Origin of the sequence: Anaerococcus sp. NML200537 (assembly GCF_026131715.1) — a bacterium.
Taxonomy (GTDB): Bacteria; Bacillota; Clostridia; order Tissierellales; family Peptoniphilaceae; genus Anaerococcus; species Anaerococcus kampingae.
The window spans coordinates 18,668-36,580 of sequence record NZ_JAMXSL010000024.1; the positions used below are offsets into that span (position 1 = coordinate 18,668).

17 protein-coding genes are annotated in these 17,913 nt (G+C 34.5%); all 17 read left to right on the forward strand.

Going from position 1 to position 17,913, the window contains the following annotated elements; genetic code table 11:
* Nucleotides 1-48: 48 nt before the first annotated feature.
* The 17 genes from NH288_RS07590 to NH288_RS07670 all read left to right on the forward strand — a co-directional run bounded on the left by NH288_RS07590 (nucleotide 49) and on the right by NH288_RS07670 (nucleotide 17,904).
* Nucleotides 49-786, forward strand: a complete 738-nt coding sequence (locus NH288_RS07590; protein WP_265214362.1) for a hypothetical protein — start codon at nucleotides 49-51, stop codon at nucleotides 784-786.
* A 43-nt stretch (nucleotides 787-829) separates the two neighbouring features.
* Complete coding sequence (locus NH288_RS07595) at nucleotides 830-1,333, forward strand: DUF1836 domain-containing protein (RefSeq protein WP_265214364.1); 504 nt, start codon at nucleotides 830-832, stop codon at nucleotides 1,331-1,333.
* Entirely contained in the window at nucleotides 1,333-2,187 is an 855-nt protein-coding gene (locus tag NH288_RS07600) for a DegV family protein (protein WP_265214366.1), read from the forward strand. The genes NH288_RS07595 and NH288_RS07600 overlap by 1 nt, the downstream gene beginning before the upstream one ends.
* A gap of 253 nt (nucleotides 2,188-2,440) precedes the next feature.
* Nucleotides 2,441-2,875, forward strand: a complete 435-nt coding sequence (locus tag NH288_RS07605; RefSeq protein ID WP_106460770.1) for a MarR family winged helix-turn-helix transcriptional regulator — start codon at nucleotides 2,441-2,443, stop codon at nucleotides 2,873-2,875.
* 13 nt (nucleotides 2,876-2,888) lie between these two features.
* The gene (locus tag NH288_RS07610; protein WP_265214369.1) at nucleotides 2,889-3,737 is read left to right on the forward strand and encodes a DegV family protein; all 849 of its coding nucleotides are present in this window, start codon (nucleotides 2,889-2,891) and stop codon (nucleotides 3,735-3,737) included.
* Between the two features lie 123 nt (nucleotides 3,738-3,860).
* Complete coding sequence (gene infC / locus NH288_RS07615) at nucleotides 3,861-4,430, forward strand: translation initiation factor IF-3 (RefSeq protein ID WP_106460768.1); 570 nt, start codon at nucleotides 3,861-3,863, stop codon at nucleotides 4,428-4,430.
* Nucleotides 4,420-4,617, forward strand: a complete 198-nt coding sequence (gene rpmI / locus NH288_RS07620) for a 50S ribosomal protein L35 (protein ID WP_265214371.1) — start codon at nucleotides 4,420-4,422, stop codon at nucleotides 4,615-4,617. Before infC ends, rpmI begins: the two co-directional genes overlap by 11 nt.
* A 10-nt stretch (nucleotides 4,618-4,627) precedes the next feature.
* Nucleotides 4,628-4,981 carry a 50S ribosomal protein L20 gene (gene rplT / locus NH288_RS07625; RefSeq protein WP_265214372.1) on the forward strand — a complete coding sequence of 118 codons (354 nt, stop codon included), beginning with the start codon at nucleotides 4,628-4,630 and terminating at the stop codon, nucleotides 4,979-4,981.
* Complete coding sequence (locus NH288_RS07630) at nucleotides 4,981-5,700, forward strand: TrmH family RNA methyltransferase (protein ID WP_265214374.1); 720 nt, start codon at nucleotides 4,981-4,983, stop codon at nucleotides 5,698-5,700. Before rplT ends, NH288_RS07630 begins: the two co-directional genes overlap by 1 nt.
* 227 nt (nucleotides 5,701-5,927) lie before the next feature.
* Nucleotides 5,928-6,950 (forward strand): phenylalanine--tRNA ligase subunit alpha, encoded by a 1,023-nt coding sequence (gene pheS, locus NH288_RS07635; protein WP_265214376.1) that lies wholly within the window; start codon nucleotides 5,928-5,930, stop codon nucleotides 6,948-6,950.
* Between the two features lie 8 nt (nucleotides 6,951-6,958).
* Nucleotides 6,959-9,346, forward strand: coding sequence for a phenylalanine--tRNA ligase subunit beta (pheT, locus tag NH288_RS07640; protein ID WP_265214377.1), 2,388 nt, complete (start codon nucleotides 6,959-6,961; stop codon nucleotides 9,344-9,346).
* 9 nt (nucleotides 9,347-9,355) lie between these two features.
* On the forward strand, nucleotides 9,356-9,847 hold the full coding sequence (locus tag NH288_RS07645; RefSeq protein WP_265214378.1) for a cell division protein ZapA: 492 nt from the start codon (nucleotides 9,356-9,358) through the stop codon (nucleotides 9,845-9,847).
* Nucleotides 9,847-12,057, forward strand: a complete 2,211-nt coding sequence (locus NH288_RS07650; protein ID WP_265214379.1) for a peptidase U32 family protein — start codon at nucleotides 9,847-9,849, stop codon at nucleotides 12,055-12,057. Before NH288_RS07645 ends, NH288_RS07650 begins: the two co-directional genes overlap by 1 nt.
* On the forward strand, nucleotides 12,057-14,402 hold the full coding sequence (locus tag NH288_RS07655) for an endonuclease MutS2 (protein ID WP_265214380.1): 2,346 nt from the start codon (nucleotides 12,057-12,059) through the stop codon (nucleotides 14,400-14,402). Before NH288_RS07650 ends, NH288_RS07655 begins: the two co-directional genes overlap by 1 nt.
* 8 nt (nucleotides 14,403-14,410) lie before the next feature.
* On the forward strand, nucleotides 14,411-16,108 hold the full coding sequence (gene argS, locus NH288_RS07660) for an arginine--tRNA ligase (protein WP_265214382.1): 1,698 nt from the start codon (nucleotides 14,411-14,413) through the stop codon (nucleotides 16,106-16,108).
* 1 nt (nucleotide 16,109) lies between these two features.
* Nucleotides 16,110-16,817: a hypothetical protein gene (locus NH288_RS07665; RefSeq protein WP_265214384.1), complete on the forward strand. Its 708-nt coding sequence runs from the start codon at nucleotides 16,110-16,112 to the stop codon at nucleotides 16,815-16,817.
* Nucleotides 16,810-17,904, forward strand: a complete 1,095-nt coding sequence (locus tag NH288_RS07670; protein ID WP_265214386.1) for a tetratricopeptide repeat protein — start codon at nucleotides 16,810-16,812, stop codon at nucleotides 17,902-17,904. Before NH288_RS07665 ends, NH288_RS07670 begins: the two co-directional genes overlap by 8 nt.
* Nucleotides 17,905-17,913: the final 9 nt, after the last annotated feature.

The window sequence follows — 17,913 nt, forward strand, 5'->3', positions numbered from 1 at the left end:
TTTAAATATATAAAAAATGGGTATAAATTTCTATATGAAGGAGTTAAGATGAGCGAAAAAGTTTATGCAAATTATATATATGATTCCTGCTATAGCTTGGAATATGGAGATTTATTCCTTGTATTTGATTATGCAAGGGGTATCTTAGATATACCAGAAACAAAACATAGCTTGTTTTTTGTGACGAAGAATGATGAAAATTCTTATACAACAGAGATTTTCAACCTAGCCAAGCTTAAATCTATAAACTATGTCCTTAGCGAATCTGTAAGGGACCTTAAATATCAGGATAATATAATCTACTTAAATAAGGATGAGCTTGGCATGAAAGACCTTAAAGATTTATATAATAAGGAAGATGTCAAACTGGTAAAAGATCATGATTTTTTAAATTTCAAGCTGGCAGATAAAAACATTAGGATCAGATGCTTTAGTATAGATAAGTCTAGCCTTGCTTATTTAATAAGAATAGACTCTTTTGTTATCTTTTATGGGGGGAATATTAATTTAGCTGAGATAGATGAATCTTCTTATCTTGACTTATTAGATATTTTAGAAGAAGAAAAAATTGATATAATTTTCTTGCCGATATATCCTTTGGATGAAAAATCTTTTGCTTATTTGGACACCTTAGTTAAAGTATCTGAAAGCCAGATATTTTTCCCCACTAAGATTGGTGGGAGAGAAGCTATAAGCAAAGAGTTTAAAGAAAAATATAATAATAATGAGTTAGATATAAGACAGATAAGAAAGCTAAACGAAGAAATCGAAATAGAAGTTGACTGATTTAGTTCTAAATGCTTGGTGAAGTATAATAAGGAACAGTGAGATGGAAAAAATAAGAAGACTAGCAAGTATAGAGCTTCCTAATTGGGATGATATCCCAAGCCAAGGATTATACAAAGGAGAGCTTCTTGATTATCTGAAAGAAGTTCTAAGCCCTTTATATGTAATAGATAGAAACATAATTACATCATCTATGATAAATAATTATGTTAAATTAGACTATATAGAAAAACCTGACAATAAAAAATACATGAGATCGACTATTGCACAGCTCATAGTTATAACAATTTTTAAGCAGGTAATCAGCATTGAGGATATAGTAAATGGAATTGAGATAGAAATTGATAATTTCGCCTTTAAGGAGTCCTATAAAGACTTTGTAGGCATATTTACCTGTGCTAAAAAAGATTTTCTAAATACAAATAATAACTTAAATATAAAGGTAAATTTCAAAGAACACCGTGACAAGGTTTGGTATTACCTTGCAAGCTCCTTATTTACAAAACTTTATACAAAAATAAGCATAGATGAGAGCGAGGAGAAATAATGGAAAAAATTGCAATATTGGTAGACTCAGCAGGAGATTTGCCTTTAGAATTAATAGAAAAAGAAGGGTTTTATCTTTTGCCCTTATATGTAAATTTAGATGGTAAGTTTTTGAGGGACAGGCTAGATATAAGTCCGGATGAATTTTATGATTGGGTAAGATCAAAGGAAAGCTTACCTAAAACATCCATGCCATCACCTGGAGATATTCAGGAGCTTTTGGAGAAAATAAGAGATGATGGTTATGATAAACTTATAGCTATAAGCATAGGAAGTAAGTATTCAGGTACCTTTAATGCTCTAAATCTTGCGGAAATAGAAGGCCTTGATGTCTTTGCCCTAAACACTGGCAACCTAACTTTAGCAGAAGGGCTGTTTGCTGTTTATGCCAAAAAATTAATAGAAGATGGCAAAACATTTGCGGAAATAAAAGATATACTATCAGAAAAAATTTATGATTCTAAGGTATTTTTCACCATAGATTCCTTTAAATATATAGTAGAAGGCGGCAGGGTTCCAAAATCATTTGCAAAAATTGGCGATGCCTTATCAGTAAAGCCAATAGTAAAAACAAGCCAACCAGAAGGCGGATTTGAAATAGTAAAAATTGTCAGAGGAGAAAAAAAGGTCTTAAGACAATTAGAAAAAATTGCAGACCAGTACCTTGCAAATGCCAAAGATTATTACATGTTTATTTGTCATGGAGGTTATGAAGAAGGTCTAGTAAAGCTTAGAGACTTGCTTAAAGATTATATAGGAAGGGCAAGCCTATATATAGAAGAACAAATTTCTCCTACTCTTGGTGCAAATACAGGACCAGGCCTATTTGGTTTTGGTTTTTTCGTCCTTGATTAGAAAAGAATAAAAAATCGTCCTACAATTAGAGATTTCATATATGCATGTTTAAAACTTGCTTATGATTTACCTAAGTTAGGGCGAATTATTTTATTCCATCTAGTTGTTAAAACTAGATAAAACTTGAAATATCTATAGATTAGCAAGAATAGTTTGGGATAATGGATGGAATATTTGCCTTTTGTCGAATTTTATAAGATAATAGTTATTAAAGATATATTCTAAATTATTAAAAATACAAAAGAGGCTCCAGATGAAAAAAACCATTCTAGAAGACATAATCACAATGGCAAATATTAATTTCTATACCAAAATCTATTCGGGTTTTGAAAAAAGAGAAGCCACACTTAGCTATACAGAGTCGATGGTAGTCAATATTATCGATTCACTCGAAAAACCAACTGTAAATGAGTTGGTAAAAATTTTAGGCATTTCCCAACCAAATATCTCTTACAAAATAAATACTCTGGTATCAAAGGGATATGTAGAAAAGGTTCAATCAAAAGAAGATGGAAGAGAATTTATCCTAAGGCTAACTGATAGGTTTAAAACGTACAAGAAAATAGCATTCTCAAGTATAAGTGAAGTAATGGACAGGCTTGAAGAAAAGTTAAGCAAAGAAGATATGGAAAATATCTATAAGTCACTTGGCCTAATCAAAGCTGAGATGAAAAATATAAATGACTAAATAAGGGGCAAAAGTGGAAAAAATTGCAATACTAACAGATTCTACATCTGATTTAATAGATAAATATAAGAACAAAGACAATATCTTTATCTTGCCTCTTTATGTAAATATAAATGGCAATTACTTAAAAGATGAGATTGAGATAACAAGTGATGAAGTAGTTGAACACAACAAGAATAATCCTGATAAGCTTGCTAAATCAAGTGCTCCATCTCCAGGAGATTGTAGAGAGATTATTGAAGAAATAAGGTCTAAGGGCTACCAAAAGATAATAATAATATCACTTTCATCAGCCTTATCAGCAACTTTCAATGTTTTTAAAAACGAACTTGATGAAGATATGTATCTTATGGATTCAAGGAATGCTTCCCTAATGGAATCCCTCCTTGTAAACTATACAGATGATCTAATAAATGAAGGACTATCCTTTGAAGAAATCTGTACTAGGCTAGATCAAGTAAGAGATGAAAAAGCAGCCTATGTTTGGGTAGATAGCTTAGAAAATCTAGTGAAGGGCGGAAGGATATCAGCCCCACTTGGAAAAGCAGTCAAATTTTTAAACATCAAACCCATGCTAAAGGTAGCAAGTGAGGGAAAGGTAGACCTAGTTAAACTAAAGGTAAAGGAAGATAAGGCAATTGACCAAGCCATAAAAAAAGTAAAGGTTGACCTAGAAGGAGCCAAAGAATATTATCTGGGTCTTGGTTTTGGTGGAGATAAGAGTCTTTTTGAAAAGATTGAAGATAAGGCAAGTGATTTAATTAAAAAGGCTAAGGCTTTCCATCATAATACTTTCGGTTCAGTATTAAGAGTCTACTCAGGAGAAAAGGCCTTTGCCTTATTCTATATAAGAATAAAATAAATTTGACAAGATAAGAAATAAGTAGTATTATCATATACGTAAACAAGAAAGAAGTACCCAAACTCACCTACCGACTTTGTTTGTAGGTTAATAGATTTATTATTAGAATTTATGCGGGTACTTGTGCCCGCTTTTTTTATACAATACATTGGAGGTATAACTATAAAAGATTTAAGAATCAATGATGAAATTAGAGCTAGTCAAGTAAGACTAATCGATGATCAAGGAAACCAAATAGGAATAGTTTCTCTTAGAGATGCTCAGGATATGGCAGATGAAAAGAGACTTGACCTAGTACTAATGAGTCCAAATGCAAAACCACCTGTAACAAGGATAATGGACTATGGTAAGTTTAAATATGATCAAGAGAAAAAAGATAAAGAGAATAGAAAAAAACAAAAAAATGCTCAGCTTAAAGAGACAAGATTCTCTTTAAATATCGAGGATAACGACTTGCAAACTAAGGCAAATCAGACAAAAAAATTCTTAAACAACGGGGATAAAGTAAAAGTTTCTATTAGATTCCGTGGTAGGGAATTAGGCAGGAAAGAACCTGGCTATGACTTAATGGAGAAGTTCAATGGTATGCTAGATGGTTGCGGCAAGATTGACAAAAAGCCTAAAATGGAAGGCAGATCACTTGTTATGTTTCTAGAACCAAATGATGAAAAAGGAGAAAATAATGGCAAATAAGATGAAAACAAAAAGAGCAGCTGCTAAAAGATTTAAAGTAACAGGCTCTGGCAAAGTTATGAGAAGAAAGGCTTACAAAGGCCACTTAACAGCAAAAAAATCACCAAATAGAAAAAGAAGACTAAGAAAAGGTACAATAGTTTCAGCTTCAGAAGCTAAGAATGTCAAAAGATTAATCGGTGCATAGGAGGATATAGATGGCAAGAGTTAAAAGAGCAGTAAATGCAAAGAAAAGACATAAAAAAGTATTAAAACAAGCAAAGGGTTATTACGGTTCAAAAAGCCTTCTATTCAAGACAGCTAACCAAGCTGTAATGAAATCTCTATCATATGCATACATTGGTAGAAAACACAGAAAAAGAGATTTCAGAAAACTATGGATTGCAAGAATCAACGCAGCAGCTAGAATCAATGGCACAAGCTATTCAAAACTTATGGGCAATCTTAAAAAAGCGAACATCGACATCAACAGAAAAATGCTTGCTGAAATGGCAGTAAATGCTCCAGAAGAATTTACAAAATTAGTAGAGTTAGCTAACAAAGAAGCTTAATGATAATAAAGTCGGTATCAAATCAAAACTACAAGCTCATAAACAAGCTTAAGAATAAAAAATATCGAGAAAAAGAAAATTTATTTATAATAGAATCTAGGAAATTAGTAGATGAGGCAATAAACTCATCTGCTAATATAGATTTTATTTTTTTAAGAAGTGATGTATCATATGAAACAGATTTTGAAAGTCTTGTATTTGATAAGGCACTTTTTAATAAATTAACCATGCTTAAATCTTCTGATGGCATAGGGGCTGTCGTAAGAAAGCCTGCGCCAAAAAAGATAAAAAGCAAAAAGGTTCTACTTTTAGACTCTATCAACGACCCAGGAAATATCGGCACCATGATAAGAAGTGCAGAAGCCTTTGGCTTTAATGATATAATCCTAAGTCCTGATTGTGTTGATATTTACAATGAAAAAGCCCTCAGGGCATCCATGGGATCAGTCTTTAGACTAAATATAGTAAAGCTTACTTATGATGAAATAGAAAGCTTTAAGACTTGTTATAAATTCTTGGCGGCAGATATGGCAGGCCTTGATATAAGAGAATATAAAAGTGATTCTAAGATAATCCTTGCCATAGGCAATGAAGCAAATGGCTTAGGGAAGGAAGTAAGAAGTCTAACAGACACTTTTGTAAAAATCCCAATGGAGGGAGCTATAGAATCTTTGAATGCAGCCATTGCTGCTAGTATAATAATGAATAGACTAATGTAATGATTCGGAAAGACTTTAATTATTCTTATACAGCAAAAAAGGGATGTTGAGAGCCTTTTAAGTCACGATTAGGGTATTCACCGATGAACATCAAGATGAAATAATAGTAGTTGCGACGTAGACTTATCGTTAAAGTTAAGAGTGGATTTTTTTACAAAAATCAATTAAGGTGGTACCGCAGTATATATCTGTCCTTTGCAGGGCGGATTTTTTTATTTGGAGGAAAAATGGAAGCAAATTTAAAACAAGTTCTAGAAAATGCTAAGGTCGAAGTAGAAAATGCAGATAATCTAGAAACTCTTGAAAGTCTAAGGGTAAAATACCTTGGTAAAAAGGGAACAATAACAGATCTTAAAAAATCTATAGCAAAATTACCAAATGAGGAAAAACCTCAAGCTGGTAAATTAATTAACCAAGCCAGCAAGGAAATAGAAAATCTTTTGGCAGAGGCTAATGAAAAGATTAAAAATGAACTATTAAAAGAAAAAATCAAAGAAGAAAAAATAGATGTAACAGCTCATTTTGATAAATATGAGTCAGGACATCTAGCAGTTATAAACCAAACCATGGAAGAGCTTGAAACAATCTTTCAAAACATGGGCTTTGATGTGGTAGGGGGACCAGAAGTTGATACAGTCAAATTTGTATTTGATGACTTAAACAGCCCTAAAAACCACCCAGCAAGATCTACATCTGATACCTTTTATATAGATGATGAAGTTTTACTTCGCCCTCATACTTCTAGTATGCAAATTAGGGTCATGAATGAAGGAAAATTACCAATCAAGATGGTATCAGCAGGCAGAGTTTTCAGAAATGATGAAGTTGATGCAACCCACTCACCAATGTTCCACCAATTAGAGTGCCTAGTTGTAGATGAAAATGTCTCAATGGCAAACTTAAAGGCAACTCTTGAGACCTTCATTCATGAAATGTTTGGCGATGAGATGAAGCTAAGATATAGACCTCACCACTTCCCATTCACAGAACCATCACTAGAGGTAGATGTAACTTGTCCAGCTTGTATGGGTAAGGGATGTCCAGCTTGTGGTAATACTGGTTGGTCAATGGAATTATTAGGTGGCGGCATGGTTCACCCAAATGTCCTAGAGGCTTGTGGGATTGATAGCGAAAAATACACAGGTTTCGCCTTTGGTCTAGGAGTAGATAGGCTTGCTATGGTTAAATACGGCCTAGATGACATCAGACTACTTTACGATAATGACAAGAGATTTATAGAACAGTTTTAGGAGGAAGCATGTTAGTACCTTTAATTTGGCAAAAAGAATATATAGATATAGATAAAGATTTAAAGAGGGTCACAGACAGGCTTTCTGAAACTGGTTCTCACGTAGAAGAAGTTACAATCCACACATCTGACCTTGAAGGCATTGTGGTAGGACATGTTCTAGAACAAAAAGACCACCCAGATGCTGATAGACTTAGGGTTTTGACATTAGATGTTGGGAAAAACGAACCAATCACAATTATAACCAATGCAAAAAATACAAAAGTAGGTGACTACCTTCCAGTAATCACATCTGGCACAAAGATGGACAATGGAGTTCTTATCGAAGATCACGACTTTTTTGGAATTGTATCCCAAGGTATGCTTACAGCCTACTCTGAGCTTGGCTATGATGATTCTGTAATTCCTAAGGAATTAAGAGAAGGTGTAATTGTTTTAGCTGGCGAATTTAAACCAGGAACACCAGCAGCAGAAGTTTTATATTCAAATACTCCTGTAATAGAATATGAAATCACACCAAACAGATCTGACTGTCTATCAATCATGGGTATGGCAAGAGAAACAGCGGCAAGCTTTGGTGAAAAAATCACCTATCCAAGCTTAGAATATAAAGACAACGGCGAGGATGTCAAAGCTTATGCAAATGGAATTAGCATAGAAAGTGATTCTTGCCTAAGATATACAGCCAGGGTTGTAAAAAATGTAAAGATAGGAAAATCTCCTCAATGGCTACAAAATTGCCTAATGCTTGCTGGAGTTAGACCTATAAATAATATAGTAGACATAACAAACTTCGTCATGCTTGAAACAGGTCAACCACTCCATGCCTATGACCTTGATAAGCTAGCTGATAAGAAAATTATAGTTAGAGATGCAAAAGAAGGCGAAATAATCAAGACTCTTGACGATACAGAAAGAAAACTTGACCCTTCAATGTTAGTCATAGCTGATGGCAAAGAAGCAATTGGCATAGCAGGTATAATGGGAGGTTTTGATTCTGAAATAACAGATGAAACCACCAATATCATTCTAGAAGCAGCAAGCTTTGATGCAGACAATATTAGGGATACTTCTAAGAAACTTAACCTAAGAAGTGAAGCAAGTTCAAGATTTGAAAAAGGTGTTGCCATTGAAATGGCAGATATAGCTTCTAAAAGAGTTATGAAACTCATAGAAGATTTAGGAATCGGAGAAATTGTAGGATCTTCTTATGATGAAGGCAAGAAAGAAACAGGTAATCCTGTCGTTAAGCTTAGAATATCAAGACTTAATATGCTAACAGGGGTTAACTTTACTAAGGAAGAAGCAATTAGAAACTTAGAGCTTTTGGAATTTGAAGTTAAAGATATTGACGAAGATACTCTTGAGGCCAAAGCTCCATACTTTAGAAATGATATAACAATAGAAGCTGACCTAATCGAAGAAGTTGTAAGACTTTACGGCATGGGCAAGATTGAATCTAAGTCACTAGTTTCTTCTCTTAAAAAGGGCGAGAGATCTCCTTTAAGACTTCTAAGGGATGATTTAAAACACAAACTTGTTGGCCAAAAATTCTCAGAACTTGCAACCTATTCTTTCATCTCGCCAAGAGAATACGACAGACTAGGCATCGAAAAGGATTCAAAGCTTAGAGACTATATCAGCCTTATAAATCCACTTGGTGAAGATTTCTCTGTAATGAGGACAACTCAAATTGCCAATATGCTTGATGTAATAGCTAAAAATATCAAGTACGGCCAAAAAGACATGAGATTTTTCGAACTAGATAGGACTTTTGAGAAAACAAATGATAAACTTCCAAAAGAAAACCTAACCCTAACCATGGGTCTTTATGGCGATTATTCTTTCTATGATATGAAAGATTTCTTCACAGAAGCAATGAGAAATACAGGCTTTACTGGATTTGAATATGTGGCTAATGAAGATACCTACGCCTTCCACCAAGGTAGGTGCGCGGATATATTATTTGATGGCAAAAAAATAGGTATCATGGGTGAGATTTCTTATGAAGTAAGAGATGAGTATAATATAAGCAAGGGCGCTATTGTTTTAGAGATAAATCTAGACCTCATAAAAGACTCTAGAGTTGTCAATAAAAAATACAAGCCAATTGCAAAATTCCCAGCCATTGAAAGAGACTATTCATTTGTAACAGATAAAAACCTTGAAAGCAAGCTAATTGAAGATACAATGAATGATTACGGCAAGGGCCTAATTGCAAAAATCGAACTATTTGATATCTACACAGGCAAGGGTGTGGATGATGATAAAAAATCAGTATCTTACAGGGTTTGGTACAGATCAAATGAAAGAACCCTACAAGAAAAAGATATCAAAGATGTAGAAGAAAATATCTTAAAAGATCTTGCTGACAAAGATATAGTATTAAGAGCATAGGAGATAAGTGTGAGCGAAATAAGACTTGAAGTTAAAATCGATGGAGTAAAATATCCGCTTGTTACTAAAGAATCAAAAGAAAATATTGAAAATATAGCAGCTTATGTGGACAAAAAAATTCAGGACGTCAAGTCTAATAAGCTCACTTTTGATAGGCAGCTGGTACTAGCCTGCCTAAACATTGCGGATGAATATATGAAAGATAAAGAATCTTTCAAAAAATTCTACGAAGAAAACAAGGAAGCCATAAATGAATACCCAGCCTTAAAAGAAGACCATGACAACTTTAAGAATGAATATGGATCTTATAAGGAAAAGTATGACCAGGCAGCTGCAGAAAATACAGAACTTAAAGCACTTTTGCAAGATAAGGATAAGAAAATCCTAGAGCTTAGCAAGGAAGAGACAGATTCTAAAAAGCTTAGGGATAAGATGAAGACTTTGCAGAAACAAGTCATGGACTTGACAAAGGAAAATGAACTATTGAAGGGAAAACTTTGATGAAAAAAGCAGAAATCTTAGCACCAGTTGGTAATATAGATATGCTTTATGCAGGCCTTGCAGCAGGGGCAGATAGTTTCTATCTGGCCCTTGATGACTTTGGGGCAAGAGCCTATGCCGAAAACTTTAACCTGGATAATATAGAAGAAATAATTGATTATATACATTTATTTGATAAAAAGGTCTTTGTAACCATGAATACCCTTATCAAGGATTCTGAGATGGATAAGGCTCTTTACTATGCCCAAAAATTATATGAATATGGGGTAGACGGGCTTTTGATCCAAGATATTGGTTTTTATTCTATCATCAAAGACCAAGTCCCAGGACTTGACCTACACGCCTCAACTCAGATGGCTGTCAGAGACTATCACGGGGCCAAGGCCCTCATGGATATGGGTTTTAAGAGAATTGTTATAGCCCGTGAGACTCCTATAGAAGAAATTAGAAAAATAGCCAAACTTCCTTGTGAAAAGGAAGTTTTTGTCCATGGGTCCCTTTGTGTATCTTACTCTGGCGAATGTCTGATGAGCTCATATTTTGGAGAGAGATCAGCCAACAGGGGCAGGTGTGCAGGACCATGTAGGTTAAAATATGATCTAATATCTGATGGTAAGGTCTTGGCAAATGATTATTTTCTAAATATGAAAGACTTAAATGTCCTTGATAATATTGACGAACTTTTGGACTTATCCATAGACTGCCTAAAAATTGAAGGCAGGATGAAGTCGCCTGAATATGTCTACACAAGTGTGAGGGCCTATAAGGAAAAAATTGAAAAAGCATCCTATAATAGAGAAAAGCTAAGGGATATTTCCAATAGGGGCTATACCAAGGGCTTTATCTTTGGGCAAAAATCTGATTATATCTTAAGAGAAGCTGATAATAAACACAGGTCTGTGGGAAGGGTTGAGATTTACCAAAATAAAAAATCCTTCCTAGCAAAATCTGACCTTCATAAGGGCGATAATCTAGAAGTACAAACTGAAAGAGGAAAGAAGCTTCCTCTTACAATCACAGAAGAGATAAAAAAGGGCGGAAGATTCATCCTTGATAAGTATAGGGATGCCAAAGTAGGATCAGATATCCTCATGTTAAATGCTGAGTCCATCAAGGATGACTTGGCAAAGGGCCTTGAAAGATATAAAAATCTGGGCCTTGACCTATATTTTAAGGCAAGCTTAAATGAAAAAGCTAGTCTAAAATTAGTCTATAAAGATTACCAGGTAGAGGTCTTTTCAGAAGAGTTTATCGAGCCTAGCCAAAAAATAGCTATAGATGAATCTTCAATAAGAGAAAATCTAGATAGGTTTAAGGATGAAATCTTTAAGGCAAATACCATAAATGTTGAAATAGACGACAATATATTCATCAGGAAAAAGACCATCAATAAGCTTAGAAGAGATGCTATAAGGGCCCTAAGTCATAAGATTGGTGGAGCCTATAAGAGAGAAAAGATTGAGATTAAAAAGCCATCTCTTAAAAAGTTTTCAAATATAAATCCTGAAAAAAACTTAGAATTAATGACAAATGACATAGATCCAGACCTTATAGAGGGTTTTGATAATCTTTATATCAAAGACTACGACCCAAAATATAAAGATTTTTCCCTTTATTTAGACTTGGATTCCCACTGGGATTATGAGATAGATGATCTTATTTCCTATATAAAGGAAAATTCTATAAGAGGTGTTATTTTTAATTCTTATAGGGATTTTGACTTTATAGAAAGATTTAAGAAAGAAGATATTAAGATAAGGATAGGCAGATATTTAAATGTCCTTAATTCATATTCCTTTGATTTTTACTCAGGCTTTGCAGAAAAAATCGAATCATCTGTAGAAAATCAGTTAGATATCATAAATAAAAATGCTAAAGCCTATGACATTGAGGCCTTGGTCTTTGGTAGGATTGAGCTGATGAACATGGTCCATTGTCCATTTTCTACAATCAAAAAATGCGGCCTAAGAGGCTGTGAAAGCTGTAAGTTTAGTAAAGGAGAGATGAAATCTGCTAATAATGATAGGATGCTAACTATAAGGCGTGATGGCCTTACAAAAATCTATCCTTACAGGCTAGCTAGCTTTGATGAATCTTTATTAGATCCTAACTTATCAAGGCTTGTGTCAGTTTTTTCAGATGAGGACCTCTTAGCCTACCAGAATAAAATTAAGACAGATAAGTTAAATTACGAAAGAGGAGTTATTTAGTGCAGAAAAAAAGTTTAGAAGTATTAGAATACCCAAAAATTTTAGAAAGACTTGCAAAAATGGCTCGTTCTTCTATTACAAAAGATAAAATATTAAATTTAAATCCATCCACAGATATAGACTATTTGAAAGATGAACTAGAAAAAACTGCCGTCATGGCCAAGATTATTTCAAGAAATGGAAATATAGATATTTTTGGCCTTTATGATTTTACAGAAATTGTTGGCTATGTAAGACGAAATGGTATCCTTGAGCCGGCTGATTTGCTTAAGGTATTAAGTCTTTTAAGAGTCAGCGAATACCTCAAAGATTATGGAAAAAACATCGAAGATACCTATCTTTTAGATATCTTTGATAGGATATCAACTAATGAATTTCTAAAGGATGAGATAGATAGGTCTATTATTAATGAAGAAGAAATTGCAGACAATTCTTCAAGAGAACTATTAAATATCAGAAGGTCCAAGGCTAGGAAAGAATCTGAAATCAAGAATAAACTCAATTCCTATGTGACATCTCCTCGATATGAAGATGCCCTTCAAGATAAGGTGGTATCTGTAAGGGATGGTAGGTATGTAGTTCCGATTAAGACTAATAAGAGAGCTGTAATAAATGGCATCGTCCACGATAAGTCAGCTTCAGGCAACACTCTTTTCATAGAGCCTGCTGCCATTGTCGAGCTTAACAACCAATACAAGGATCTAGAGCTTAAGGAAGAGGCTGAAATTAGGAGAATCCTTGATAGGCTATCAAGATTTACAGAAAAATTTGATCAAGAAATCCTAGAAAATCAAAAGCTCATAGGAAGGATTGACTTTCTTCAAGCCAAGGCCAAGTTTGGTCTAGAAAATGATTATTCTATACCAAGATTAAATGACCAGAAGATTATTAATATCAAACAGGCTCGTCATCCACTTCTTCCAGGGCGTGTTGTTCCAATAGATGTGGCAATTGGAGGGGACTACACAACTCTTATAATAACAGGACCAAACACAGGTGGAAAAACAGTAAGTTTAAAAACCGTAGGCCTTATAAGCCTTATGGCTCAAACTGGACTATTTATACCTGCAGAGGAAGGGTCTATGCTAAATGTCTTTGACGATATTTTCCTAGATATAGGAGATAAACAGTCAATAGAGATGAGTCTATCAACATTTTCAGCATCCCTTACCAACATTGTAGATATCTTAAACAAGTTAACTTCTAATTCCTTGGTTTTATTAGATGAGATTGGTTCAGGAACAGATCCTATAGAAGGGGCTGCCCTTGCCATTTCAATCCTTTCCAGCCTAACAGAAAACGAGGTCATGACCTTTGCTACAACCCACTACAGCGAGCTTAAATACTATGCCATGGAAAATGATAGGGTAATGAATGCTTCTGTAGAATTTGATGTAGAAACCCTATCTCCAACCTACAAACTAGAGATAGGTACACCTGGAAAATCAAATGCCTTTGAGATTTCAAAACGCCTTGGTCTTTCAGAAAAAATCCTAACTAAGGCCAAATCTTTAATTGGGGAAGATACTCAAAACATAAATAAAATCCTAGAAGAAATCGAAGATGACAAGGCAGAGATAGAGGCTAAAAATAGGCAGATAGAAAATTATAGGAGAGAAATCCAATCTATAAAAGATAAGCTTAGAAATAAGTCCAAAGAGATTGATAAGCAAAAAGAAGAAATCATCAAAAAGGCTGAAGATGCGGCCAACAAAATTTTGGATAAGGCCAATAAAGAAAGCCAGGCCATGCTAAAAGAAGCCAAAAGAAGTAAAAATGCCAACACATCCGATATAGACAGGTCCCTAAATAAGATTAGAAATAAATACAAGGATTCTTATATAGCAAATGAGGAAGAGGGCCTAAGACTTAAGAAATCTAAGGATATACCAGATGAGCTTAAGGTGGGTGATATGGTAATAGTCGAAGGTCTTGGCCAAGAAGCCCAGGTAATCGAGGCGCCAGATAGCAAGGGAAATATCAAGCTTCAGATGGGAATCCTAAAGATGGACTCTAACATAAAAAACGTTAGAAAAATCAAGAAGGATAAGCAAACTGAGAAAAACATCGAAAAAGTGTATAGTGTTAAAAAAGCCATGCACATATCAGCTACCCTTGACCTAAGGGGTCAAAGATATGACGAGGCCATGAGAAATGTAGATAAGTACCTTGACGATGCTATGCTTGCAGGCCTATCCCAAGCTAAGATAATACACGGCAAGGGAACAGGTGCCCTTATTAAGGGAGTGAGCGAGATTTTAAAAACTGACAAGAGAGTTGCTTCTTACAGGTTCGGAGATGACAAAGAAGGCGGTTATGGAGTAACCATAGTCAAGTTTTCCTAGGAGGATAAATGAAAGATTTTAAAGAAATTATTGCAAAAAAATTAGAGGGAGGAGATATTGGTTTAAGCTCTGAAGAGATCAAGAACCTTATCGAAATTCCACCCCAAGAAAATATGGGAGATTATTCCTTTCCGTGCTTCCAACTAGCAAAGACCTTAAGGAAAAATCCAGCCCAAATAGCAGGTGAACTAGTAGATTCGCTTGAAATAGAAGAATTTTCTGAGATAAAAAACATAGGACCCTATATAAATTTTTTCCTAAATAGGGAAAAATTCCAAAACGAAGTCGTAAATACAATCCTAGATAAAAAGGAGGACTTCGGTAAATCTGACATGGGTAAAGGCAAGACTGTAGTTATAGATTTTTCTTCAGTAAATATAGCTAAACCCTTCCACATTGGCCACATCAGATCAACTGTAATAGGCGATGCTCTTAGAAATATCCACGAATTTTTAGGCTATAATACAATTGCTACAAACTATATTGGCGACTATGGTACCCAATTTGGAACCATGATTGCAGCCTACAAGCTTTGGGGTGATGATGATAAATTAAATGCCCACCCAATCCAAGAGCTTTTAAACCTATATGTTCGCTATAATACAGAAGCAAGCGAAAATGAAGAGATGATGAATGTAGCCCGCAAGGAATTTAAAAAACTTGAAGAAGGCGACGAGGAAGCGACCAGACTTTGGTCATGGTTTAAGGAAATTTCCTTCAAAGAATTTGATAGGGTTTATAAGCTTCTAGACATTGACTTTGATAATTACAACGGTGAGTCCTACCATTCAGAATTTATCCCAGATGTAATTGAGGAATTAAAGGAGAAAAATCTCCTGGTAGAATCAGATGGGGCACAAATTATAGACCTATCTCAATTTGACCTCCCACCATCAATAATAATCAAGTCAAATGGCTCATCTGCCTATGTTACTCGTGATATAGCCACAGCCATAAATAGGAAAAAAGAGTATAACTTTGACGAGAACTTATATGTAGTAGCTACCCAGCAAAATCTACACTTCCAACAATTATTCAAGATTTTAGAACTAATGGGCTATGATTTTGCCAAAGACTGCAAGCACATCCCATTTGGTATGGTAAGCCTAAAAGACCAAACTCTTTCAACCAGAAAGGGCCAGGTGGTATTCTTAGAAGATGTTTTAAATAAGGCAATAGATAAGACCAAAGAAATCATAAAAGATAGGGAAGATACAGTAGATGATGTAGAAGAAACTGCAAGGGTAGTCGGAATCGGAGCTGTTAAATTCCAAGAGCTATATAATAACAGGATAAAGGACTATGTCTTTGATTGGGATGAGGTCTTAAACTTTGATGGCGAAACAGGACCTTATGTCCAATACACCTATGCTAGGGCCAAATCTGTCCTTAGAAAGGCAGGCCTAAGTGAAGTAGGAAAGCTTGATATAGAAAAAATCACCAGCGATGATGAATTTAGCCTTGCTAAAAAACTTGCTGGATTTGAAGATGTTGTGATAAAAGCTAAGGAAAAATACGAACCATCCCTAATCACCAGACACCTAACAGACATAGCAAGTAGCTTTAACAAGTTCTACAATTCATCTAAGATAATGGTCGATGATGAAAAATTAAAAGAAGAAAGACTAGCTCTAACCTACGCTACATCAATAGTAATTAAATCAGGTCTAGCAATCTTAGGTATCAAGACTGTGGAGAAGATGTAAGATGGAAAGAATTAAAGACTTCTTCCACACCACAAAAATAGCCTTTAGGGAAACCATCAAAAAGCTTGGCAAATCATATTTTGTCTTAATATTTGTAATGGTATCAACAATTTTTGACAATAATGAATTTGGCTTTGGGCCTGTTGGAAGTACAATCGGCGGAATAATCCACTATTTCATAGGGGTAATCATTACATCCTTTATCCTACAAAGCTTGATATCTGTTGTAAAATACGGCAATACAGGCAAAAAGTCTCTAGAAAACTCCATGGGTAATTACTTCATGCCTCTTATAGAGACCATGTTTTGGATGTATATCTTAGATGTTGTAGCAAGCCTTTTATTAGTGAATTTCCCTGTGAGGGTAAATATTATAGTCAGGATTATAATTCAAATCCTAACATCAGCTCTTTATGAGGAGATTTATCTAAATAATAGGTATGGCATAGATGCAATTCGTGAATCTATTGTTTTTGTTAAAAACAATATCCCAAACTACGGCCTATTTAGCTTGCTATTCATAGGATTGGAATTTATATTGTCAATATATTTAGGTATTGGTCAAGCTATGAGCACAAACAAAATCTTTGCCTGCCTAATTATTTCCCTAGTTCACAGCTTCTTTATGCTATTTAGGGGCCATTTGTTTAAGTATTTAAACGAACATCCATATCGACAAAGGAAATTCATGAGAGGTTTTGATGACTAAGTTAGATGCATATTTTTATAAATTTCACGACAATTTAGCCTATATAGAGTTAAAAGAAGTCGCTAAACACGAAGACTTAGCAGGTTTATCCCTTCCAATCTATATAGAAGATATGAAAGAGGGAATTAAAAGCGGGGACTTTGCTAATAATATAAATCTTGATCTAGTCTTTGAAGCAATGATTATAAATCTTGCCATAGATTTTGATTTTGTCTATAAAGATGCCTACATCAAGGCTTTAAATAATTATATAAAAGATTTAGCAGCTTATGCCACAGATAAGATTATAAAGGAAGCAAATCATAATAAGGCTCTCCTTCTTGCAAGAGGATTTTACCTATTAGAAAGAGAAAATAATTTTGCAGCCTATCTATATGCCAAACTCTTGTGGCCAAAGGCCTACGAAGAAGAGAGTGAATATAAGGATGATTTTGTAAGAGAGTCTCTAAAGATTTTACAAGAAGCCATTGGAAGGGACGAAGACTTTGCCATAGGCTTTTATGAGCTAGGCAATATCTACGCAAATCTTGGAGAATATATCAAGGCAAGGTCATACTATAAGAATGCCCTTAGGAAAACTGAGGATGAATTAGCCAAGGAAGAAATAAGAAATAAGATAGAAGCAGTAGATGACAATGCAGAAATAGAAGAAAGTCTATACTTTATAGGTAAGTCAGATTATAGTAAGGCTGTTGATACTTTATCCAAGCTTTTAAACAAGGTAAAAAGAGCAGATGCCTACTATTATCTAGGCGTAGCCTATCAAAATATGGGCTTATATGAAAACTCAATAATGGCCTTTGAAAATTCTCTAGAATTAAATGCAGATTTTAGGGAACTTTACAATGATTATGCCATAAGCCTATATTTAAATAAAGAAGAAATGGAAGCGATAAAGATCATAAATCAGGGACTTGAAAAATATTCGCAAGACCCAAGGATGACCTATAATAAGATCCAAATCAACCTTGTCTTGGGAAATTTATCCAAGGCTAAGGAAGATATCGAAGAGCTTTTAACCTACGATGACCTAACGGATGAGATAAAAGAAAATCTATCTATTTTAAAAAACCACTATAAATTATAAAATAAAAGC

Bases quoted from the DNA above. Each gene is read 5' to 3' on its own strand.
- rplT (WP_265214372.1), top strand. From the start codon at position 4,628: ATGGCAAGAGTTAAAAGAGCAGTAAATGCAAAGAAAAGACATAAAAAA.
- NH288_RS07590 (WP_265214362.1), top strand. From the start codon at position 49: ATGAGCGAAAAAGTTTATGCAAATTATATATATGATTCCTGCTATAGC.
- NH288_RS07630 (WP_265214374.1), top strand. From the start codon at position 4,981: ATGATAATAAAGTCGGTATCAAATCAAAACTACAAGCTCATAAACAAG.
- NH288_RS07650 (WP_265214379.1), top strand. From the start codon at position 9,847: ATGAAAAAAGCAGAAATCTTAGCACCAGTTGGTAATATAGATATGCTT.
- NH288_RS07605 (WP_106460770.1), top strand. From the start codon at position 2,441: ATGAAAAAAACCATTCTAGAAGACATAATCACAATGGCAAATATTAAT.
- pheS (WP_265214376.1), top strand. From the start codon at position 5,928: ATGGAAGCAAATTTAAAACAAGTTCTAGAAAATGCTAAGGTCGAAGTA.
- NH288_RS07595 (WP_265214364.1), top strand. From the start codon at position 830: ATGGAAAAAATAAGAAGACTAGCAAGTATAGAGCTTCCTAATTGGGAT.
- NH288_RS07600 (WP_265214366.1), top strand. From the start codon at position 1,333: ATGGAAAAAATTGCAATATTGGTAGACTCAGCAGGAGATTTGCCTTTA.
- argS (WP_265214382.1), top strand. From the start codon at position 14,411: ATGAAAGATTTTAAAGAAATTATTGCAAAAAAATTAGAGGGAGGAGAT.
- NH288_RS07665 (WP_265214384.1), top strand. From the start codon at position 16,110: ATGGAAAGAATTAAAGACTTCTTCCACACCACAAAAATAGCCTTTAGG.
- pheT (WP_265214377.1), top strand. From the start codon at position 6,959: ATGTTAGTACCTTTAATTTGGCAAAAAGAATATATAGATATAGATAAA.
- NH288_RS07670 (WP_265214386.1), top strand. From the start codon at position 16,810: ATGACTAAGTTAGATGCATATTTTTATAAATTTCACGACAATTTAGCC.
- rpmI (WP_265214371.1), top strand. From the start codon at position 4,420: ATGGCAAATAAGATGAAAACAAAAAGAGCAGCTGCTAAAAGATTTAAA.